A 20,813-nucleotide genomic window follows, 5' to 3' on the forward strand; every position below is an offset into this window, starting at 1 on the left:
TACACGCTTTTTCTTGCAGCTTGTAGCTGGAAGCTTGCAGCTGCCTCACTGCGACTTGCGGACCCGCAGGTACCATTCAGACAGCAGGCGTACCTGTTTATCGGTGTAGCCACGTTCGACCATTCGCGTAACGAAGTCGTTGTGTTTCTGTTGGTCCTCCTTGCTGGCCTTGGCGTTGAAGCTGATGACGGGCAGCAGGTCTTCGGTGTTGGAGAACATTTTCTTCTCGATGACCACCCGCAGTTTTTCGTAGCTGAGCCAGGTCGGGTTCTTGCCGTTGTTGTTGGCCCTGGCGCGCAGGACGAAGTTGACGATCTCGTTGCGGAAATCCTTGGGATTGCTGATGCCGGCCGGTTTTTCGATTTTCTCCAGTTCTTCGTTCAGGGCCACGCGATTGAGGATCTCGCCGGTTTCCGGGTCGCGATACTCCTGATCCTGGATCCAGAAGTCCGCATAGAGCACGTAGCGGTCGAAGATGTTCTGACCGTACTCGCTGTAAGACTCGAGGTAAGCGGTCTGGATTTCCTTGCCGATAAACTCGATGTAGCGCGGCGCGAGGTATTCCTTCAGATAGCGCAGGTAGCGTTCGCGGGTCTCGGCCTGGAACTGTTCCTGTTCGATCTGCTGTTCCAGCACATAGAGCAGGTGCACCGGGTTGGCGGCGATTTCGTGCGGGTCGAAGTTGAACACCTTGGACAGAATCTTGAAGGCGAAGCGGGTCGACAGACCGTTCATGCCCTCGTCGACACCCGCCGAGTCGCGGTACTCCTGAATCGACTTGGCTTTCGGATCGGTGTCCTTGAGGTTTTCGCCGTCGTAAACGCGCATCTTCGAATAGATGTTGGAGTTTTCCGGCTCCTTGAGGCGCGACAGTACGGTGAACTGCGCAAGCATCTTCAAGGTATCCGGTGCGCAGTGCGCCTTCGACAAGGAACTGTTGAACAGCAATTTGTCGTAGATTTTCACTTCATCACTGACGCGCAGGCAGTACGGCACTTTGACGATGTAGATCCGGTCGATGAACGCTTCGTTGTTCTTGTTGTTGCGGAAGGTGTGCCACTCCGATTCGTTGGAGTGAGCCAGCAGGATGCCGGTGAACGGAATCGCGCCGAGGCCTTCGGTGCTGTTGTAGTTGCCCTCTTGGGTAGCAGTCAGCAAAGGGTGCAGCACCTTGATCGGCGCCTTGAACATTTCGACGAATTCCATCAAGCCCTGGTTGGCCCGGCACAGCGCACCGGAGTAGCTGTAGGCGTCGGCGTCGTTCTGCGGGAATTCTTCGAGTTTGCGGATATCGACCTTGCCGACCAGCGCCGAGATGTCCTGGTTGTTCTCGTCACCGGGCTCGGTCTTGGCGACAGCGATCTGATTGAGGATCGACGGGTACAGTTTGACCACGCGGAACTGACTGATGTCGCCGCCGAATTCGGCCAGGCGCTTGGTCGCCCAAGGCGACATGATGGTGTTCAGGTAGCGCCGTGGAATGCCGAAATCCTCCTCGAGGATCGCGCCATCTTCGGTGGCGTTGAACAGACCCAGAGGCGATTCGAAGACCGGCGAGCCCTTGATGGCATAGAAGGGCACTTTTTCCATCAGTTGCTTCAGCTTCTCGGCCAGGGACGATTTACCGCCGCCTACGGGGCCGAGCAGGTAGAGGATCTGTTTCTTCTCTTCCAGGCCTTGGGCGGCGTGGCGGAAATACGAGACGATCTGATCGATGCATTCTTCCATCCCATGGAAGTCTTCAAAGGCCGGATAGCGGCGGATCACCTTGTTGGAGAAGATGCGCGACAGCCTCGAATTGGTCGAAGTGTCGAGCAGTTCCGGTTCCCCGATCGCCATCAATAGACGCTCGGCGGCGGAAACGTAGGCGCTGCGATCTTTTTTGCACAGCTCCAGGTACTCCTGCAGAGAGAGTTCTTCCTGGCGTGTGGATTCGAAGCGTTGTTGGAAGTGGCTAAAGATACTCATGACGTCACCTCGCTCGATACGTGGAGCCGACGCCGGATCACTCAGTCGATGCTGGCAGCAGTCGCTATGGCAGCTGCTGTTTACCCCCCAGAATTCTTCCACGGTCGACAAACCGCAAAAGCTACTCCCGATGACCCGCGCGCCGGTGTACCGGCTCTCCCCTGTTTTGGATGGCCTGCGCTTAAGGATAGTTGGGAATTCGAGAGGTAAAGGCGAGATACGTAATTAGTTATGGCAGACCGTTCGTCTGCCGCGCGCAGGCCCACGGCAGCCGGGGCCTGCGCCGCGCAAAAAAATTATTCGGCGGTGCCTTGCGCGGTTTCCGACGGATAGGTCGCACGCCACAGCTCAAAGCCGCCGTCCATGCTGTAAACATCGGAGAAGCCCTGACTGACCAGATAGGCGGCTGCGCCCTGGCTGGAATTGCCGTGGTAGCAGACCACGACGGTCGGGGCATCAAGGTCGGCGCCTTGAATGAACGCGTGCAGCGAATGGTTATCGAGATGCTTCGAGCCGCTGATATGCAGCGCGGCAAAGGTTGCCGGATCGCGCACGTCAACGACGACGGCGCCTTGTTCACGCAGGGCCTGCGCTTGTTCCGGAGGGATTCGTTTGAATTCGGTCATTACTAAGTTCCTGTTGCTCAACTGAAGGCGCAGTCTAACGCGAGACGTTGGCGGGCGAATTGTCAGGGGAGGGTGGTGCGACTGATGGCGCTAGCCCGCCGTGCTCATCGCATTTGCATGACAAACGTTCGCCGCTGTCAACGTTCATCAGCGTCAGGCTGCCGCCCCATACACATCCGGTGTCCAGCGCCGAAATCCCCGGCTCGTGGATATTGCCCTCGAGCGCTGCCCAGTGACCGAAGATGATGCGCAGGCCTTTGGTCTTGCGCTCCTTGTGCTGAAACCATGGCTTGTAGCCGGGCGGGGCGCTGTCCAGGCCTTCCTTGCTCTTGAGGTCAAGCTTGCCCTCTGCGGTGCAAAAGCGCATGCGCGTGAAGTAATTGGTGATCACCCGCAGACGATCGATGCCTTTGAGATCGTTGTCCCACTTCACCGGCTCGTTGCCGTACATGCCGTCGAGGTAGGCGGGGAACACGTTGTCGTCGCGCAGTGCGGCCTCGACTTCTGCGGCGCACTTCAAGGCACGGCGCAGCGACCATTGCGGCGGGATGCCAGCGTGAACCATGGCCACGTCGCGCGTTTCGTCGTAATGCATCAGCTTCTGCTGGCGCAGCCATTCCATCAGTTGCGGGCCATCCGGCGCCTCGATGATCTCGAGCAAAGTGTCGCTTTTCTTCAATCGCTCGATTTTCTTCGCAGCGGCCAGCAGATGCAGATCATGATTGCCGAGCACGCACACCAGAGACTCACGCATCTGGTAAAGAAAGCGCAGGGTGTCCAGCGACTGCGGACCTCGGTTGACCAAATCGCCCACCAGCCACAGGCGATCCAGCGCCGGTTCGAAGGCCACTTGCTTGAGCAGGCATTTGAGCGGTTCGAGGCAGCCTTGCAGGTCACCGACCGCGTATGTCGTCATCAGTGCAAGGCTCCCGGTACGGCGAGGCGAAACGGTTTGATGATCGCGTCGAAACGCTTGCCGTCATCGGCAAGCATTTGATAGCTGCCTTGCATGGTGCCGACCTTGGTGGTCATCACCGTGCCACTGGTATACGTGTGGCTTTCGCCTGCGGCGATCAGCGGCTTCTGCCCGACGACACCTTCACCGCGTACTTCTTCTACATGGCCATCGCCATCGGTAATCACCCAATGCCGGGAGAGAAGCTTGGCCGCAATCTCGCCGTTGTTCTGCACGGTAATGGTGTAGGCGAAGGCGAAACGGTCTTGTTCGGGTTGCGATTGGTCTGCCAGATAGTGGGTGACGACGCTGACATCGACCTGATAACGGGAATCGGACATGCAAGAAGGCCTTATGAAGCGGAACGCGGGGCGTAGCTGATGGGGAATCAGTCTAGGCAAGTATCGGGCAGTAAACCAGAGTGGTGTGCTGCCCGATAGCGTTCATCGCGGCTCAGTCGGCGGCGGGAGCTGCCGGGACCTGTATCGCGAGCTGGTCCGCCAGGCGTACGAATGCGGCCAGATCCAGTTGCTCGGGACGCAGGCTGCCATCGACGCCGGCGGCTTCGATTTCGGCATTGCTGAGCAATTGCTTGAGGGTATTTCGCAAGGTTTTGCGGCGCTGATTGAAGGCTTCGCGCACAACGCGCTCGAGCAACTTGTGATCTTTGGCCGGGTGCGGTAGCACTGCGTGCGGCACCAGACGAACGATTGCCGAGTCGACTTTCGGCGGCGGATTGAACGCGCCGGGGCCGACATTGAACAGGTGTTCGACGCGGCAATGGTACTGAACCATGATTGACAAACGCCCCCAGTCACCGCCACCCGGGCCTGCCGCCAGGCGCTCGACCACTTCTTTCTGCAACATGAAGTGCATGTCGCGGATGATGCCAGCATTGTTCAACAGATGAAAAATCAGTGGCGTGGAGATGTTGTACGGCAGGTTACCGACCACGCGCAGGCTGTTCGGTGCGGCGTTCAGCGTGTTGAAGTCAAATTTCAGCGCATCACCCTGATGCAGACTGAAATTGCTCATGCCGGCAAACTGCTGGTTGAGGATCGGGATCAGATCCTTGTCCAGTTCCACCACGTCGAGTTGCGCGCCGGAGCCGAGCAAACCTTGAGTCAGGGCGCCCTGGCCGGGGCCGATTTCGAGCAGGCGGTCGTCAGGCTTTGCGTGAATGGAGCGCAGGATGCGGTCGATAACGCCGGCATCGTGCAGGAAATTCTGGCCAAAGCGTTTGCGCGCCTTGTGTTGGTATTGCTCGTTCATAAACGGGTCTCGGCCATCTGGTAGGCGGTTTCCAGCGCGACTTGCAGGCTGCCGGTGTCGATCCTGCCGCTGCCGGCCAGATCCAGGGCTGTGCCATGGTCGACCGATGTGCGGATGATCGGCAGGCCCAGCGTCACGTTGACCGCAGCGCCAAAGCCTTTGTACTTGAGCACGGGCAAGCCCTGATCGTGGTACATCGCCAGCACTGCATCGCAGTGCTCCAGATATTTGGGGGTAAACAGAGTGTCGGCAGGCAGCGGGCCACGAAGGTCCATGCCCTCGCCGCGCAGGCGCTCTAATGTCGGTTCGATGATGTCGATTTCTTCATGGCCCAGATGGCCGCCTTCACCAGCGTGCGGGTTGAGTCCGCAGACCAGAATGCGCGGCCGGGCAATGCCGAATTTCTCTTGCAGGTCGGCGTGCAGAATTCGCGTGACCCGCTCGAGGCGCTCGGGGGTGATCGCATCGGCGATCTCGCGCAGGGGCAGGTGGGTGGTCACCAGTGCCACGCGAAGTCCGCGAGTCGCAAGCATCATTACCACTTGCGCAGTCTGGGTCAGGTCAGCGAGGAATTCGGTGTGTCCGGAGAAGGCGATGCCAGATTCGTTGATCACGCCTTTGTGCACCGGCGCGGTGATCATCCCGGCGAAGTCGCCGTTCAGGCAGCCGTTGCCGGCGCGAGTCAGAGTCTCGAGGACAAACGCCGCGTTGGCCTTGTCCAGTTGCCCGGCAACCACCGGTGCGCTGAGCGGGGTGTCCCAGACGTAAAGACTGCCAACCGGCGCCGGAAGGTCAGGCCACTGCCCGGGCGCGACGTCCAGCAAGTTGATGGCCAGCCCCAGCTGCGCGGCCCGCTCAAGGAGCAGGTCGCGGCTGGTGATGGCAATCAGGGGATGTGGCTGGGCTTGCGAGGCGAGCAGCAGGCACAGGTCGGGACCGATGCCGGCCGGTTCGCCGGGTGTCAGCGCGAAACGCTTGGGTTTCACTGCGCTGCCTGGTCTGCACCAGGGAGTTTGATCTCTACGTACGCTTCGTCGCGGATCTGACGCAGCCAGGTTTGCAGCTCTTCGTCGTATTTGCGGTTACGCAATACGGTCATGGCTTGCTGCTCGCGGGCCTGTTCGGTGCTATCCGTGGCGCGACGGCCAAGGACTTCCAGTACGTGCCAGCCGTATTGAGTCTGGAACGGCTTCGACAGCTGACCTTGTGGCGTCGAGGCCATCACTTCGCGGAACTCCGGTACCAGCACGTTCGGATCGATCCAGTTCAGGTCGCCGCCGTTGAGCGCCGAACCCGGATCTTCCGAGTAGTTTTTCGCCAGTTCGGCAAAGTCTTCGCCAGCGGTGATGCGGTCGTACAACGACTGCACCAGCGCCTTGGTCTTGGCTTCGTCGCGGATCGGGCTTGGCTTGACCAGAATGTGGCGAACATGCACTTCGTCGCGCATCTGCGCTTCGCCGCCACGTTTGCCCAGCAGTTTCAGGATGATGAAACCACCCGGCGTGCGCGCAGGTTGAGTGATGTCGCCGACGGCCATGCTGCTCAACTCGCGGTCGAACGGCGGTGGCAGTTGTGCGGCTTTACGCCAGCCCATGTCGCCGCCTTCCAGTGCGTTGTCGCTACCGGATTTGGCCACGGCCATCTGACCGAAGTCGGCGCCTTGCTTGAGCTGCTGGTAAACCTCCATGGCCTGACGCGCGGCGCTCTGAATGGCATCGGAGTTGGCGCTTTCCGGAGTCGGAATCAGGATGTTGGCCAGGTGCAGTTCTTCGGACAGTTGCATCTTGCCCAGGTCGGAGGCGAGGAAGTTCTTCACTTCCTGCTCGGAGACCTGAATCCGCTCGGCGACACGACGCTGACGTACACGGCTGATGATCATTTCGCGTTTGATCTGATCACGGGCGTCGTCATAGTTCAGGCCATCACGCGCCAGCGCTGCACGAAACTGATCAACCGTCATGTTGTTGCGCTGGGCAATGGTACCGACGGCCTGATTGAGCTCTTCGTCGGTGATGCGAATGCCGGAACGTTCGCCGATCTGCAGTTGCAGGTTTTCAACGATCAGGCGCTCAAGCACCTGTTGATCCAGCACGCCCGGAGGCGGCAAGCCACCACCGCGCTTGGCAATGGTCTGCTGAACTTCGTGAACGCGCTGGTCCAGTTGGCTCTGCATGACCACGTCGTTGTCGACGATTGCCACCACTTTATCGATGGACTGTACGGCGGCGTTGGCCGACGTACCCAGGAACAGCGCGCCCAGCAGCAGCGGGCGCAGACAATCAGAAAGCTTGGTCTTCACGTTCACGATAACCTTGGATGCCTTTGTCGAGGAAGCTCTCTACCTTGGCGCCAGTCAGGCCGCCGAGTCCCTTCAGAACAATTTGGAGGAAGATGCCATGGTCGCCTTTTTCGTTTTCCGGGGCGTTCTGACTGTTTTCGTCATAGGCGACCCAGTAACGGTTGATCAGGCGCAGTTTCCAGCAGCAGTTGTCGTATTCGAAACCACCGAAGGCTTCCAGCGTGCGATTGCGGTTGTAGTCATACTGCCAGCGGCTGATCGCGTTCCACTGTGGAACGATCGGCCAGATGACCGAGAAGTCATGCTGCTGGATCTTGTAGTAGTCCTTCACGTAGCCAGGTTGACCCGGGGTGCCGTAGTCGCCACCGCCCACTGTCCACTTACCGGTGTTCTGGTCGTAACGGACCTGGTCGTTGCGATAGCGATAACCGACGTTGACCACCTTGTTCGGGTTGTCTTCCGGCTGATAGTGGAACATCGCACTGCCGGAGCGTGGGCTGCGGCTGTCCGGATCCCAGTTGTAGTCGGCGGTGGTGCGCCAGTCGCGGTTCCAGCGGTATTCGTATTCCAGCGCGTAAGGCGAAACGTCGGATTTGGCGTCGTCACGATCGTTGAACGCGATGCCCGGCAGTTGAACCTTGCGATCCTTGAAGTACAGAGCCTGGCCGACGCTGATGCGCTGGCGCTCGAAACCGTTGTCTTCAATCCAGCGACTGGTCACGCCCAGCGACAGCTTGTTTTCGTCACCGACACGGTCGGCGCCGGTAAAGCGGTTGTCACGGAACAGCGACGAGTAGTTGAACGTCGTTTCGCTGGTATCGAACACAGGAATGTCTTCCTGATCAACCTCAGGCACATAGAGGTAGAACAGGCGCGGTTCCAGGGTCTGACGGTAGTTTTTACCGAAATACGACGTGTTGCGGTCGAAGTACAAGCCGCTGTCGATGCTGGCGATTGGAACGCCACGGTTCTGGTTGCTATCGAATTCGCCGTTGAGCTTCTTCTGTTCTGCGCTCATCGCATCGATCTGCGATTTGCCGGTGCTGTCCAGATCAAGCTGATACTGCGTGTACTGATACTTCAACGATGGCTTGAGGAAGCCATACGTCCAGTTCATCGGCAGGCTGACGCCCGGCTTCAGATTCAAGCGATCACCGTTGGCCCGAGCCAGGCCGGTGATGTTTCTATCCAGCCGACGCTCGGCAAAGCCATCCTCATTGATGAAGTCACCGTCACGCAGATCACGATCAAAACGAACCAGCTCGGTCTCGTAATCGAAATTCAGGCCTTCCGGGTGGTAGGGCAACTGACCATTGAAGGTGATCTGCGGCAAACGACCATACGGCGTGATGTTCGAAACGGTAGCCAACTGGTACTGCTGCGCGTTCAAGCGAGCGGTATAGCTGTCGCCACGATAAGTGACAGCACCCTGCTGGTTGACGAAATCGCTGCTTTGCACGCCAATTTGATCGGTTTGCAGATCCTGGAAGTAATACGGATCGCTGATCTTGGTGTAATCGACTTCTGTGAGCACACGGGAGTCGAGACCGCCCTTGTGCTGCCAGTTGTACATATAGCGAGTGTCTTTGTAGTCGGACTGGAGCTTGCGATCGTCGTTCTCGTCATTGAGGTACGCCGCACCGAACTGCCCTTCACTGGACTTGGTCAGGTAGCGGAATTCGCCTTCCACCAACATGCCGCGCTTGCTCATGTAGCGCGGGTACAACGTGGCGTCGTAGTTTGGCGCCAGGTTGAAGTAGTAAGGGGTGACCAGCATGAAGCCGGTGTCGCTGCCCGAACCGATGGTCGGCGGCAGGAAGCCCGATTGGCGACGGTCGTCGATCGGGAAGTAGATGTATGGCGTGTACAGGATCGGAATGTCTTTGACGCGCAACGTCACGTTGGTCGCGGTACCGAAACCGGTCGCCGGGTTCAGGGTGATGTTGTTGCCTTTGAGCTGCCACGCGTTGCTGTTCGGTTCGCACGTGGTGTACGTGCCGTCCTTCAAGCGGATGATCGCGTTTTCGGCACGCTTGGCGTACAGCGCGTTACCGCGGATGCGCGATTTGTGCATCACGTATTCGGCGTTGTCGACCTTGGCTTCACCGGTGTCGAGCTGCACATCGGCGTGGTCGCCGACGATCAGCGCGCCGTTGTCGCGGATACGCACGTTGCCGGCCAGTTCACCACGGCTCTCGGCCTGATACAGGTTGGCCTCGTCAGCTTCGACCTGCATGCTGCCCTGGCGCATGATCACGTCACCCGCGAGGCTGGCGACCTGTGTGTCCTGCTCATAACGCGACGCTTTGGCACCGATGAAAGTCGGCGCGTCACTTTTATTCGTCTTGTCATTCATGCCAGGACGAATCGGTTCGATATAGGAACCAGAGCAGTAAGGACCGGTCTCGGCCAGTTGGGCGGCGGTGAGCTTCTCGCGCGGAACCCAGTCGAGGTGACTGTAGTCTTCGCTACGGGATTTCAGGCCGCGGCCCTTGGCTTCGGTGACCAGTGCGGTTTTCGCGCCAGTGTCGGCGTCGGAACCCTTGTCGGCCACAGGCTCGCCGGCGACGCTGACGGCACTGCCGTCATGCACCGGACGCGGCGGCAATGCCGCAGCGGGCGACTTGGGCGCACAGTCCCAGCCACCCGTAGCCGAGACGGAGCAGTCATACTGCTCGGCGGCAACAACGAATTGACTGGCCAGAGGTTGCATAGCCAGCAGACTGCCGGTTACCAACAACGGAAATTTTTTACGAAACGCGGGGGATTTCAATGCCATCTTATTAGTCCGGGCTTCCTGCGTGCCATCTGCCCGCGGTGTGGGCCGCACGCCTCTCGATGGTCTGAAAAAGATGCTGGATAATAAAGCATGACCCGCTTGACGGCTAGCGCCGTCGGAGACCCTTGCAATGCCTGATCAAGATGTACGCTTGCAACACCTGAAAGTTTGGCTCGATGAGCAGTTGGCAAAACTGTTTGCCGAGCAGGGCTGGGGCACCGTGCCCCCGGCCACGTTGACCGCAGCCAGCAGCGACGCAAGTTTCCGCCGCTACTTCCGCTGGCAGGGCGACGGTCGCAGCTTCGTCGTGATGGACGCGCCGCCACCGCAGGAAAACTGCAAACCGTTCGTGGATATCGCTTTTTTACTGGCGAAATCCGGAATTAATGTGCCGAAAATTTACGCCGAAGACCTCGAGCGCGGTTTTCTTTTGCTCAATGACCTGGGCAACAAGACCTATCTCGACATCATCGACGGCGAAAATGCCGACGCGTTATTCCACGACGCCTTGCAAGCGCTGTTGGCTTTTCAACAGCTGCCGATGGTTGCGCCGTTACCCGGTTATGACGTTGCCTTGTTGCGCCGTGAGCTGGAGTTGTTCCCCGAGTGGTACGTCAAGCATGAGTTGGGCGTTGAGTTCGATGCGGCCCAGCAGCAACAGTGGCAGCACATCAGCGAGCTGCTGATCGAAAGCGCGCTGGCGCAGCCGAAAGTGCTGGTGCACCGCGACTACATGCCGCGCAACCTGATGCTCAGCGAGCCGAACCCTGGCGTGCTGGATTTCCAGGACGCGGTGTACGGCCCGGTGACTTACGACGTGACTTGCCTGTTCAAGGATGCCTTCCTCAGCTGGCCGGAAGAACGCGTGCGCGGCTGGCTGGAAAGTTATTGGCAGCAAGCCTCGGCGCTGGACATTCCGGTGCAGGCCGACTTCGAAGAATTCCTGCGCGCCAGCGACCTGATGGGCGTGCAGCGTCACCTCAAAGTCATCGGCATCTTCGCGCGCATCTGCCACCGCGATGGCAAGCCACGCTATCTGGCGGACGTGCCGCGCTTCTTCTCTTATATAGAAGCCGTGATCGCGCGCCGTCCCGAGCTGGCGGAGCTGCAAGCGCTGTTCAGCAGCCTGCGTGCTGGAGCGACGGCATGAAGGCAATGATTCTGGCGGCGGGTAAAGGCGAGCGCATGCGCCCGCTGACCCTGACGACGCCGAAACCGCTGGTGCGTGCCGGTGGCGTGCCACTGATCGAGTATCACCTGCGTGCCCTCGCGGCCGCAGGTTTCAACGAAATTGTCATCAACCACGCCTGGCTCGGTCAGCAGATCGAGGATTATCTGGGCGACGGTTCGCGTTTCGGCCTGAGCATCCAGTATTCGCCGGAGGGCGAGCCGCTGGAAACCGGTGGCGGGATTTTCCGCGCGCTGCCGCTGCTCGGTGACGATGCGTTTCTGGTAGTCAATGGCGATATCTGGACCGATTACGACTTCAGCGTGTTGCACCAGCCGGGCAATGGCCTGGCGCATCTGGTGCTGGCGGATAATCCGGCGCACCACCCGAAAGGTGATTTCACCCTGATCGACGGCAAGGTGCAGGACGGTGAGCCTGGCGCGCAAACGCTGACTTACAGTGGTATCGCCGTGCTCCATCCGCAATTGTTCGATGGCTGCAGCGATGGCGCTTTCAAACTCGCGCCGCTGTTGCGCAAAGCCATGGCCGCCGGCGAAGTGACGGGCGAGCGTCTGAAAGGGCATTGGGTGGATGTCGGCACCCATGAACGCTTGGCCGAAGCTGAAGCCCTGATAGAAGCGAGTCGCTGAAATGCTGTGGCCAGGGACTCTGATTGGAGCCGGAGTGGGCTATGCGATTGCCAGCATTCCGGGGGCCATGCTTGGGGCGTTGTTGGGACAGGCGCTGGATCGGCGCCTGCACCTGCAGAGCTGGGGACATTTACGCGAAAAGCTCGGCGGCCGGCCGATGCTGCGCAACGACGAACTGCTGTTCGTGTTGCTCGGGCGTCTGGCCAAGAGCGATGGGCGTGTCACTGACGGGCATATCCAGCAGGCACGCAATGAAATGCGCTCACTGGAAATGAGCGAGCCGGCGACGCGGCGGGCCATTGCCGCATTCAATCGCGGCAAGTCCGGCAGCGACAATCTGCGCGGCTATCTGCGCCGCTTGAGTGCGCAACCGCATGCAGCCGAAGGTGTGTTGCGCGCCTGTTGGCGCATGGTCTGGGCCGATGGTCGCGCCGGGGTCAGCGAACGCGAGTTGCTGGCGCAGTGGGGCAAGTGGCTGGGCTGGACGCCGCAGCAGGTGCAGGCATTGGCCAGCGATTATGAACCGGGCAAGCGGCCGATTGTCAGTGCAGCGGTGAGTTATCAGGAGGCGATGAAATTGCTTGGGGTGTCGGCGAGCAGCGAGCCGGCGCAGATCAAGCGCGCTTACCGACGTTTGCTCAGTCGCCATCACCCGGACAAGATCGCCGGCAGCGGCGCGACCCCGGCGCAGGTGCGTGAGGCGACCGAACGTACGCGGGAATTGCACCATGCCTATACGTTGATTCGCGAGCGGCGGGATTTTCGCTAGGCATTGAAGATGTGGCGCCTGCAAGGGCCCCTTCGCGAGCAAGCCCGCTCCCACATTTAGCCGTGTTCTATCTGAAGGAACAGGGGTGAATGTGGGAGCGGGCTTGCTCGCGAATCAGGGCGACTCGGTGTGACAGTCAGTCAACAGCCTGAGGGTTCAACCAACCCCGCACCCGCCGAAACAGTTGTTCCTGCTCGGCCTTTTTGTCCGGCAACACCTTCAGCGCCACTTGGCTGAACGCCGAGGTCTTCAGGCGTTTGCTCGCCTGCATGCGCTCCAGCGCCGCATTGCGATCGAGCGCTTTGTCCATGTAGAAAATATCTACCGTGGGCAGCTTCAGTGTCGGTGTCAGTTCGGCGAGTGGCGGCAGGGCCTTGGCCGGTGCCTGCGCATCAACCATCACCAGTTTCTCCGCCTGCGGCGTCTGCCGCTCACTGAGAAAACGCGCTGCCCAATAGGCGCCTGTGCCGTGGCCGAGCACGACAATGCTGCGCGCGCTCTGCTGTTCGGCGTAGGCAATCGCCGCGTCGATCCGCCCGAAAATGCGATCGGCATCGGCCCTGGCTTGTTCTTCGCGGGTCTCGGCGACCACCTGCTCGGCAACTTCCGCTTCACCGCCAGCTGCTTGCTCGATCGGTTGCGCGGTGGTGGCGTCCTTGCTTGCGGTCTCCGCAGCTTTCGGCGCGGCGGTCGGTTCGATCACGCGCGGAGCAATGGCGTCGCCTTGCAGATCCGGCAGGGTGATACTCAGGCTGCTCCACTCGGCATCCGGCAATTTGCGTCGCAACGGGCCGACTGCCTGCGGCCAGTCGGCGGTTTCGCCGGCACCGGGAACGATGATCACCGCGCCTTTGGGGTCGGCGCTGTTGGCCGGTTTCCACAAGGCCAGGAAAGTGTCGCTGCCAGCCTGCAGTTGTTGCTGCTCTTGCGCCGGCAGTTTACGTTGCAGTGCGGCGGCCTCTTCCTGACTACGCTCAAGCAGTGGCTGGCGCTGCGCCGGTTGTTCTTCAGCGGGTTTATCCGTGGCGGCGGGCGCCGGGTCGGCGGCTTCGACGGAAAACGCACAAGGCAGGATCAGCGACAGGCACAATGCTGGCAGTGCCAGGCGGTAGACAGAGGGCATCGGTTATTCCAGGCCAGAAAGTATCCCGGCAGCCTAATGGGTTGGTCAGAATTTGTCAGTGTATGAGACTTCAATGAAGCGATTTTGCTGCCTGTGGGTTATCGGCTGTTTGTGGTTTCCCTTGATGGGCTGGGCGGCGCCTGCGCCATCGGCACATGTCGCACAGCTGACGCCGAGCCAGCATCAATGGCTGGCGCAGCACAATGAGTTGCGCGTCGGCCTGGTTCTGCAGGCGCCCTACGCGACCTACGATCGGCGCCTGCAGCGACTGTCCGGGGCCAACGTCGAGTTGATGAAACTGCTCGCCAAAACCCTGGGCGTTGAACTGAGCTGGCGCAACTTTCAGGATCTCGGTGCACTGGAAAATGCGTTGCGCGAGGGCGAGATCGACATCGCCCCGGGCCTGAGCCAGACCCCGAGCGCGCTGCGCCTGTGGCTGTTTTCCGACCCGTACATGCGCGTGCCGCAACTGGTGGTCAGCGACCAGAAAAGCAGCGGTGCGGTCGATCTGGAAAAGCTCGACAGCCAGACTCGCGTCGCCGTACGCATGCCGAGCAGCACCGCCGATTATCTGCGCAGCAACTATCCACACCTGAATCTGCAAGGCGTGCCGCTGGAGCGTCAGGCCTTGCAGTTGCTGCTGAGTCAGCAGGCCTCCTACGCGGTGATCGACGAAGCGCAGTTGGGCCGGCTGTCGGTGGAGCCGGAGTTCGCCGAACTGGTGGTGGTCGGCGATATCGGCCTGCCGCAATTGCTGCGCGTGGCCTCGCGGCGCGACTGGCCGGAACTGGCCGGCATCGTCCAGAGTGGCTTGCGCGCAATACCAGCCAAGGACCTGGAACAACTGCACAACCAATGGCTGCAGCCAAAATATCCGCGGCTGACCGAGTCGCCGGGGTTCTGGCAGAACCTCAGCCTGTTGTTCGCGGTGATGCTGCTCAGTTGCGCGGCGATCGTGTTCTGGCAGCGGCGCCAACAGCACAACCTTGAACAGCGTCTGCTCAGCGCCCGCGAAGACATCGCGATGCGCACGGCCAGTGAAGAAGCGCTGCGGCTGACGCAGTTTTCTATCGATCAAAGCACCGTCGGCATTCTCTGGGTCAATTGGGACAGCCATGTGCGCTACGCCAACCGCGCGGCGGAAAACATGCTCGGTTATCCCTCGGGCGGGCTGATTGAACGGCCGCTGATCGATTTCGAGCCCGGCCTGCACATGGACCGCTGGCTCAATCTGTGGAAGCGTGCACGGGCCAGTGAAGAGGGGCCGCTGAGTTTCGAAACCAGTTGCCTGCGCGCCGATGGCAGCGTGTTACCGGCGGACGTGTCTTTGAGTTTTCTGCGTTTTCGCGACAGTGAATATCTGGTGGTCTACCTCACCGACGTTACCGACCGCCGGCGCGCGCTCGCCGCTTTGCAGGAAAGCGAAGCACGCTTGCAAGGCATTGCCGCCAACGTTCCGGGCCTGGTGTTTCGGCTGGAGCGGGCGCCGGTCACCGGGCAGATCGATTTTGCCTACATCAGCGAGGGCAGCGAAACTCTGGTCGGTTACGCGCCGGCCGCCATCGCTCATCGCGACATGGGCCTGCGCAGTCTGGTACACCCCGACGACAAGGCCAGTTATCACCGCACCCAGGATCAGGCACTGGATACCGACAGCGACTGGTCTTGGCAGGGCCGCATCGTCACCCGCCAGGGCGAGCAGCGCTGGGCCGAGATCAAGGCGATCACCCGGCAACTGGAAGACGGCGCCTACGTGTGGGACGGCATTGTCTGGGACATCAGCGAAAGCAAGCGCATCGAGCTTGAACTGGCCGCCTCGCGCGAGCAATTGCGCGAACTGTCGGCGCACCTTGAAAGCGTGCGCGAAGAAGAGAAGGCGCGCATCGCCCGCGAAGTCCATGATGAGCTGGGGCAGATGCTCACCGTGCTGAAACTGGAAACTTCGATGTGCGAACTGGCTTATGCGCAACTCGATTCGGGTCTGCAGGAGCGGCTCAACAGCATGAAACGCCTGATCGCGCAGTTGTTTCAGTTGGTCCGTGATGTGGCGACGGCGTTGCGCCCGCCGATTCTTGATGCCGGCATTGCCTCGGCGATCGAGTGGCAGGCGCGACGCTTCGAGGCACGCACGCAGATACCGTGTCTGGTGCAGGTGCCGGATAACCTGCCGGCGCTCAGCGATGCCAAAGCGGTGGGGCTGTTCAGGATTTTGCAGGAGGCGCTGACCAACGTGATGCGTCATGCCCAGGCGCATACGGTGGAGTTGACGCTGGCGCTTGCGGGCGACGAATTGTGCCTGACGGTCAGCGATGATGGCGTAGGATTTGTCGCCGCCGAGGGTCGGCCGACGTCATTTGGCCTGGTCGGCATGCGTGAACGGGTGCTGATCATGGGCGGGCGGCTGGAGCTGGTGAGCGAGCCGGGGGAGGGCACCACTCTTAAGGTGTGGGTGCCTGTAGATCGCTAAAAGATCGCAGCCTTCGGCAGCTCCTGCACTGAGCGCATACCCCTGTAGGAGCTGCCGAAGGGTGCGATCTTTTCGCTTCATGCAAATATCGAGGAAATCCAAGTGATCCGAGTATTGGTAGCCGAAGACCACACCATCGTCCGCGAGGGCATCAAGCAATTGATCGGCCTGGCCAAGGATCTGCAAGTGGTGGGAGAGGCGAGCAATGGTGAGCAACTGCTCGAAACCCTGCGCAGCGTGCCGTGCGAGGTGGTGCTGCTGGACATCTCCATGCCCGGCGTCAACGGCCTGGAAGCGATCCCGCGTATCCGCGCGCTGAACAATCCGCCAGCGATTCTGGTGCTGTCGATGCACGACGAAGCGCAAATGGCTGCGCGCGCATTGAAGGTCGGCGCGGCCGGGTATGCGACCAAGGACAGCGATCCGGCGCTGCTGCTCACGGCGGTCCGCAAAGTTGCTGCGGGTGGTCGTTACATCGATCCGGAGCTGGCCGACCGCATGGTTTTCGAAGTTGGCCTGACCGATACCCGGCCGCTGCATTCGCTGTTGTCGGAGCGCGAATTCTCGGTGTTCGAGCGCCTGGCCCAGGGCGCCAACGTCAACGACATCGCTCAACAACTGGCCCTGAGCAGCAAGACCATCAGCACCCATAAAGCGCGGCTGATGCAGAAACTCAACATCACCTCGCTGGCCGAACTGGTGAAATATGCGATGGAGCACAAACTGCTCTAAAGATCACTGCGATCAAAACTGTGGGAGCGGGCTTGCTCGCGAATGCGGTGGGTCATTCAACTCATTCAGTACTGACACAACGCATTCGCGAGCAAGCCCGCTCCCACAAGGGATGTGCTTTCAGGCTGGCATCTTGGGCATATCTGTTAGCGACAGACGCTTTTGCCTGGACTTGCAGCTTGCAGCTCACCGCTTGGCACTGCTTTATCCATTAGCGCCATCCTTGTAGGGCGATCCCTACACCCAACCTTCCATTGCGCTTAAGCGATTCTCTCCTGCGCCCCGATTTGCGTGGCTGGCGCCAGCCACTAGGCTTGATGAACAAGCAGTCATCAACAACAAAGGTGTGGGTATGAGCCAGGTCGATACAAGCGCAGGGGCCGGTGATGTGCTGGTCAGCTTTCGTGGTGTGCAGAAGAGCTACGACGGCGAGAACCTGATCGTCAAAGACCTCAACCTGGACATTCGCAAAGGCGAATTCCTCACCCTGCTCGGGCCGTCCGGTTCCGGCAAGACCACCAGCCTGATGATGCTCGCCGGTTTTGAAACGCCGACCGCCGGCGAAATCCTCTTGGCCGGGCGTTCGATCAACAACGTGCCGCCGCACAAGCGCGACATCGGCATGGTGTTCCAGAACTACGCGTTGTTCCCGCACATGACCGTGGCGGAAAACCTCGCCTTCCCGCTGACCGTGCGTGGCTTGAACAAAAGCGACGTCAGTGAGCGGGTGAAGAAAGTCCTCAGCATGGTTCAGCTCGATGCCTTCGCTTCGCGCTATCCGGCGCAGTTGTCCGGTGGTCAGCAACAGCGTGTGGCATTGGCTCGCGCCTTGGTGTTCGAACCGCAACTGGTCCTGATGGACGAACCGTTGGGCGCCCTCGACAAGCAGTTGCGCGAACACATGCAGATGGAAATCAAGCACCTGCACCAGCGCCTCGGCGTGACGGTGGTCTACGTGACCCACGATCAGGGTGAAGCGCTGACCATGTCTGATCGTGTCGCCGTGTTCCATCAAGGCGAGATCCAGCAGATCGCGCCGCCGCGCACGCTTTACGAAGAGCCGAAAAACACCTTCGTCGCCAACTTCATCGGCGAGAACAACCGCCTCAACGGTCGTCTGCTCAGCCAGAGCGGCGAGCGCTGCGTGGTCGAGCTGGGCCGTGGCGAAAAGGTCGAGGCGCTGGCGGTCAATGTCGGCCAGACCGGCGAGCCAGTGACCCTCTCGATCCGTCCGGAGCGCGTCAGCCTCAACGGTTCGAGCGATCAATGCGTCAACCGCTTCTCAGGGAGGGTGGCGGAATTCATCTATCTGGGCGACCACGTCCGGGTGCGCCTGGAAGTCTGCGGCAAGACCGACTTCTTCGTGAAACAACCGATTGCCGAGCTTGATCCAGCGCTTAGCGTCGGCGACGTGGTACCGCTTGGCTGGCAGGTTGAGCACGTTCGTGCGCTCGATCCGCTTTTAGAGGCGCACTAAGCGCCCCGGCAATACCAACACCAACCCTGCACGTGGAGAGAACAATAAATGTTGAGATCCCTGAAGTTCACCGCCCTGACCCTGGGCCTGATGGGTGCGAGCGGCGCGATGGCTGCCGGCCCGGATTTGACCGTGGTGTCGTTTGGCGGGGCGAACAAGGCAGCGCAAGTCAAAGCCTTCTATGCACCGTGGGAAGCGGCGGGCAACGGCAAGATCGTTGCCGGTGAGTACAACGGCGAAATGGCCAAGGTCAAAGCCATGGTCGACACCAAGAGCGTGTCCTGGGATCTGGTCGAAGTGGAATCGCCAGAGCTGTCCCGTGGTTGCGACGAAGACATGTTCGAACAACTCGATCCGGCGCTGTTCGGCAAGACCGAAGACTACGTCAAAGGCGCCATTCAGCCATGCGGCGTGGGCTTCTTCGTCTGGTCGACCGTACTGGCGTACAACGCCGACAAACTGAAAACCGCACCCACAAGCTGGGCGGATTTCTGGGACACGAAGAAATTCCCCGGCAAACGTGGCCTGCGCAAAGGCGCCAAGTACACCCTCGAATTCGCGCTGATGGCCGATGGTGTGGCACCGAAAGATGTCTACAAAGAGCTGGCGAGCAAGGGCGGCCAGGATCGCGCCTTCAAGAAACTCGATGAGCTCAAGCCAAGCATTCAGTGGTGGGAAGCCGGCGCGCAGCCGCCGCAATACCTCGCTTCCGGTGACGTGGTCATGAGTTCGGCCTACAACGGTCGCATCGCTGCGGTGCAGAAAGAATCCAACCTGAAAGTCGTGTGGAACGGCGGCATCTACGACTTCGACGCCTGGGCCATCCCGAAAGGTCTGGACGCCAAGCGTGCCGAAGCGGCGAAGAAATTCATCGCCTACTCGGTGCAGCCGCAGCAGCAGAAGACCTACTCGGAAAACATCGCTTACGGCCCGGCCAACACTCAAGCCGTACCGCTGTTGGCCAAGGACGTCCTGAAGGACATGCCGACCACCCCGGAAAACATCGCCAACCAGGTGCAGATCGACGTCAGCTTCTGGGCTGACAACGGTGAGCAACTGGAACAGCGCTTCAATTCCTGGGCAGCCAAATAAGCCGAGGGCTCGCCCTCCTGTGGGAGCGGGCTTGCTCGCGAGAGCTTCAGTCCATTCAACCTTGATGTCGACTGAAACTTCGCCTTCGCGAGCAAGCCCGCTCCCACGTTTGGATCTGAGTGCATCAATCGATCGGGGTGGCTCGCCACCTCTGTAACGATCAAAGATTTGCGGAGTACGTCATGGCCATCGCCGTTCCCCTGAACGAGGGCGCCAGCCCCACCTTGAAGCAGAAGCTCAGGCACGCCGAGCGGGTCAACCGCTGGAAAGCTCAGGCGCTGATTGCGCCGCTGGTGCTGTTTCTGTTGCTGGTGTTTCTGGTGCCGATCGTGGCGCTGCTCTACAAAAGCGTCGGCAACCCCGAAGTGGTCGGCGGCATGCCGCGCACTGTCACGGCCATTGCGAGTTGGGACGGCCGTGGCCTGCCTGCCGAGCCGGTGTACAAGGCTGCCAGCGAAGACCTCGCCGAGGCGCGTAAAAACCAGACGCTGGGCGATCTGTCCAAGCGCTTGAACATGGAGTTGGCCGGCTATCGCAGCCTGCTGACCAAAACTGCCCGGGCGCTGCCGTTCGCCAGCGAACCGGCTTCTTATAAAGAAGCGCTGGAAGCGCTCGACGAACGCTGGGGCGATCCGGCTTATTGGCAAGCGGTGAAACGCAACACCAGCAGCATCACTCCTTATTACCTGCTGGCGGCGGTCGACCATCGTATCGACGACCTCGGCGAACTGGCCCCGGCTACGCCTGATCAGGCGATCTACCTCGACATCTTCGCTCGCACTTTCTGGATGGGCCTGGTCATTACGGTGATCTGCCTGCTGCTTGCTTATCCATTGGCCTACCTGCTGGCGAATCTGCCGTCGCGGCAGAGCAATCTGCTGATGATTCTGGTGCTGCTGCCGTTCTGGACCTCGATTCTGGTGCGGGTGGCGGCATGGATCGTACTGCTGCAATCGGGCGGCTTGATCAACAGTGCGCTGTTGGCGATGGGCATCATCGATAAACCGCTGGAACTGGTGTTCAACCGCACCGGCGTGTACATCTCGATGGTGCACATTCTTTTGCCATTCATGATTTTGCCGATCTACAGCGTGATGAAAGGCATCTCGCCAACCTACATGCGCGCGGCGATTTCCCTCGGCTGCCACCCGTTCGCCAGTTTCTGGCGCGTGTACTTCCCGCAGACCTACGCCGGCGTCGGCGCCGGCTGCCTGTTGGTGTTCATCCTCGCCATTGGCTACTACATCACCCCGGCGCTGCTCGGCAGCCCGAACGACCAAATGGTCAGCTACTTCGTCGCCTTCTACACCAACACCAGCATCAACTGGGGCATGGCCACCGCGCTCGGCGGGCTGCTGTTGCTGGCGACCGTGGTGCTTTATCTGATCTACAGCTGGCTGGTCGGCGCCAGTCGCCTGCGCCTGAGCTAAGGGGAA

Annotated in this window: 17 protein-coding genes; 8 read left to right on the top strand and 9 right to left on the bottom strand. The window is 60.3% G+C overall.

Annotated elements, in window-relative coordinates:
* Positions 1–45: 45 nt before the first annotated feature.
* The 8 genes from ACP7D9_RS08450 to ACP7D9_RS08485 all read right to left on the bottom strand — a co-directional run bounded on the left by ACP7D9_RS08450 (position 46) and on the right by ACP7D9_RS08485 (position 9,899).
* Positions 46–1,968, bottom strand: a complete 1,923-nt coding sequence (locus tag ACP7D9_RS08450) for a PrkA family serine protein kinase (RefSeq protein WP_039757710.1) — start codon at positions 1,966–1,968, stop codon at positions 46–48.
* A 296-nt stretch (positions 1,969–2,264) separates the two neighbouring features.
* Entirely contained in the window at positions 2,265–2,594 is a 330-nt protein-coding gene (gene glpE, locus ACP7D9_RS08455; protein WP_101160888.1) for a thiosulfate sulfurtransferase GlpE, read from the bottom strand.
* A 34-nt stretch (positions 2,595–2,628) separates the two neighbouring features.
* Positions 2,629–3,510, bottom strand: coding sequence for a symmetrical bis(5'-nucleosyl)-tetraphosphatase (locus tag ACP7D9_RS08460; RefSeq protein ID WP_426156660.1), 882 nt, complete (start codon positions 3,508–3,510; stop codon positions 2,629–2,631).
* Positions 3,510–3,890, bottom strand: coding sequence for a Co2+/Mg2+ efflux protein ApaG (apaG, locus tag ACP7D9_RS08465; RefSeq protein ID WP_426156662.1), 381 nt, complete (start codon positions 3,888–3,890; stop codon positions 3,510–3,512). Before apaG ends, ACP7D9_RS08460 begins: the two co-directional genes overlap by 1 nt.
* A gap of 112 nt (positions 3,891–4,002) precedes the next feature.
* Complete coding sequence (rsmA, locus tag ACP7D9_RS08470; RefSeq protein ID WP_426156664.1) at positions 4,003–4,821, bottom strand: 16S rRNA (adenine(1518)-N(6)/adenine(1519)-N(6))-dimethyltransferase RsmA; 819 nt, start codon at positions 4,819–4,821, stop codon at positions 4,003–4,005.
* Positions 4,818–5,807, bottom strand: coding sequence for a 4-hydroxythreonine-4-phosphate dehydrogenase PdxA (pdxA, locus tag ACP7D9_RS08475; RefSeq protein ID WP_426156666.1), 990 nt, complete (start codon positions 5,805–5,807; stop codon positions 4,818–4,820). Before pdxA ends, rsmA begins: the two co-directional genes overlap by 4 nt.
* Positions 5,804–7,126 (bottom strand): peptidylprolyl isomerase SurA, encoded by a 1,323-nt coding sequence (gene surA, locus ACP7D9_RS08480; protein WP_426156668.1) that lies wholly within the window; start codon positions 7,124–7,126, stop codon positions 5,804–5,806. The genes pdxA and surA overlap by 4 nt, the downstream gene beginning before the upstream one ends.
* Entirely contained in the window at positions 7,101–9,899 is a 2,799-nt protein-coding gene (locus tag ACP7D9_RS08485; RefSeq protein ID WP_101160878.1) for an LPS-assembly protein LptD, read from the bottom strand. The genes surA and ACP7D9_RS08485 overlap by 26 nt, the downstream gene beginning before the upstream one ends.
* Positions 9,900–10,029: 130 nt before the next feature.
* Between ACP7D9_RS08485 and ACP7D9_RS08490 the strand changes: the two genes are divergently transcribed.
* The 3 genes from ACP7D9_RS08490 to ACP7D9_RS08500 are packed head-to-tail and all read left to right on the top strand — an operon-like array spanning position 10,030 to position 12,486.
* Complete coding sequence (locus ACP7D9_RS08490) at positions 10,030–11,049, top strand: aminoglycoside phosphotransferase family protein (RefSeq protein WP_426156670.1); 1,020 nt, start codon at positions 10,030–10,032, stop codon at positions 11,047–11,049.
* Entirely contained in the window at positions 11,046–11,717 is a 672-nt protein-coding gene (gene murU, locus ACP7D9_RS08495; RefSeq protein WP_101160872.1) for an N-acetylmuramate alpha-1-phosphate uridylyltransferase MurU, read from the top strand. The genes ACP7D9_RS08490 and murU overlap by 4 nt, the downstream gene beginning before the upstream one ends.
* Position 11,718: 1 nt before the next feature.
* Positions 11,719–12,486, top strand: coding sequence for a TerB family tellurite resistance protein (locus ACP7D9_RS08500; protein ID WP_426156673.1), 768 nt, complete (start codon positions 11,719–11,721; stop codon positions 12,484–12,486).
* A 136-nt stretch (positions 12,487–12,622) separates the two neighbouring features.
* Here the strand turns inward: ACP7D9_RS08500 and ACP7D9_RS08505 are convergent, their stop codons facing one another.
* Positions 12,623–13,609, bottom strand: a complete 987-nt coding sequence (locus ACP7D9_RS08505; protein ID WP_426156675.1) for an alpha/beta hydrolase family protein — start codon at positions 13,607–13,609, stop codon at positions 12,623–12,625.
* 73 nt (positions 13,610–13,682) lie between these two features.
* Between ACP7D9_RS08505 and ACP7D9_RS08510 the strand changes: the two genes are divergently transcribed.
* The 5 genes from ACP7D9_RS08510 to ACP7D9_RS08530 all read left to right on the top strand — a co-directional run bounded on the left by ACP7D9_RS08510 (position 13,683) and on the right by ACP7D9_RS08530 (position 20,807).
* A complete protein-coding gene (locus ACP7D9_RS08510) occupies positions 13,683–16,076 on the top strand; it encodes a PAS domain-containing sensor histidine kinase (RefSeq protein ID WP_426156677.1) in 2,394 nt (797 codons plus the stop codon).
* A gap of 102 nt (positions 16,077–16,178) precedes the next feature.
* The gene (locus ACP7D9_RS08515; RefSeq protein ID WP_426156679.1) at positions 16,179–16,808 is read left to right on the top strand and encodes a response regulator; all 630 of its coding nucleotides are present in this window, start codon (positions 16,179–16,181) and stop codon (positions 16,806–16,808) included.
* 352 nt (positions 16,809–17,160) lie between these two features.
* Positions 17,161–18,285, top strand: coding sequence for an ABC transporter ATP-binding protein (locus ACP7D9_RS08520; RefSeq protein ID WP_426156681.1), 1,125 nt, complete (start codon positions 17,161–17,163; stop codon positions 18,283–18,285).
* 48 nt (positions 18,286–18,333) lie between these two features.
* Positions 18,334–19,377 carry an ABC transporter substrate-binding protein gene (locus ACP7D9_RS08525; protein WP_313005116.1) on the top strand — a complete coding sequence of 348 codons (1,044 nt, stop codon included), beginning with the start codon at positions 18,334–18,336 and terminating at the stop codon, positions 19,375–19,377.
* Positions 19,378–19,559: 182 nt separating this feature from the next.
* The gene (locus tag ACP7D9_RS08530) at positions 19,560–20,807 is read left to right on the top strand and encodes an ABC transporter permease (protein ID WP_101160857.1); all 1,248 of its coding nucleotides are present in this window, start codon (positions 19,560–19,562) and stop codon (positions 20,805–20,807) included.
* Positions 20,808–20,813 lie beyond the last annotated feature (6 nt).

This window comes from Pseudomonas sp. TSRC2-2, from assembly GCF_049897785.1.
Classification (GTDB): Bacteria; Pseudomonadota; Gammaproteobacteria; order Pseudomonadales; family Pseudomonadaceae; genus Aquipseudomonas.

What these genes read in the sequence shown, in the direction of transcription:
- ACP7D9_RS08450 (WP_039757710.1), bottom strand. Translation starts at nt 1,968, where the DNA reads ATGAGTATCTTTAGCCACTTCCAACAACGCTTCGAATCCACACGCCAG.
- glpE (WP_101160888.1), bottom strand. Translation starts at nt 2,594, where the DNA reads ATGACCGAATTCAAACGAATCCCTCCGGAACAAGCGCAGGCCCTGCGT.
- ACP7D9_RS08460 (WP_426156660.1), bottom strand. Translation starts at nt 3,510, where the DNA reads ATGACGACATACGCGGTCGGTGACCTGCAAGGCTGCCTCGAACCGCTC.
- apaG (WP_426156662.1), bottom strand. Translation starts at nt 3,890, where the DNA reads ATGTCCGATTCCCGTTATCAGGTCGATGTCAGCGTCGTCACCCACTAT.
- rsmA (WP_426156664.1), bottom strand. Translation starts at nt 4,821, where the DNA reads ATGAACGAGCAATACCAACACAAGGCGCGCAAACGCTTTGGCCAGAAT.
- ACP7D9_RS08485 (WP_101160878.1), bottom strand. Translation starts at nt 9,899, where the DNA reads ATGGCATTGAAATCCCCCGCGTTTCGTAAAAAATTTCCGTTGTTGGTA.
- ACP7D9_RS08490 (WP_426156670.1), top strand. Translation starts at nt 10,030, where the DNA reads ATGCCTGATCAAGATGTACGCTTGCAACACCTGAAAGTTTGGCTCGAT.
- murU (WP_101160872.1), top strand. Translation starts at nt 11,046, where the DNA reads ATGAAGGCAATGATTCTGGCGGCGGGTAAAGGCGAGCGCATGCGCCCG.
- ACP7D9_RS08500 (WP_426156673.1), top strand. Translation starts at nt 11,719, where the DNA reads ATGCTGTGGCCAGGGACTCTGATTGGAGCCGGAGTGGGCTATGCGATT.
- ACP7D9_RS08505 (WP_426156675.1), bottom strand. Translation starts at nt 13,609, where the DNA reads ATGCCCTCTGTCTACCGCCTGGCACTGCCAGCATTGTGCCTGTCGCTG.
- ACP7D9_RS08510 (WP_426156677.1), top strand. Translation starts at nt 13,683, where the DNA reads ATGAAGCGATTTTGCTGCCTGTGGGTTATCGGCTGTTTGTGGTTTCCC.
- ACP7D9_RS08520 (WP_426156681.1), top strand. Translation starts at nt 17,161, where the DNA reads ATGAGCCAGGTCGATACAAGCGCAGGGGCCGGTGATGTGCTGGTCAGC.
- ACP7D9_RS08525 (WP_313005116.1), top strand. Translation starts at nt 18,334, where the DNA reads ATGTTGAGATCCCTGAAGTTCACCGCCCTGACCCTGGGCCTGATGGGT.
- ACP7D9_RS08530 (WP_101160857.1), top strand. Translation starts at nt 19,560, where the DNA reads ATGGCCATCGCCGTTCCCCTGAACGAGGGCGCCAGCCCCACCTTGAAG.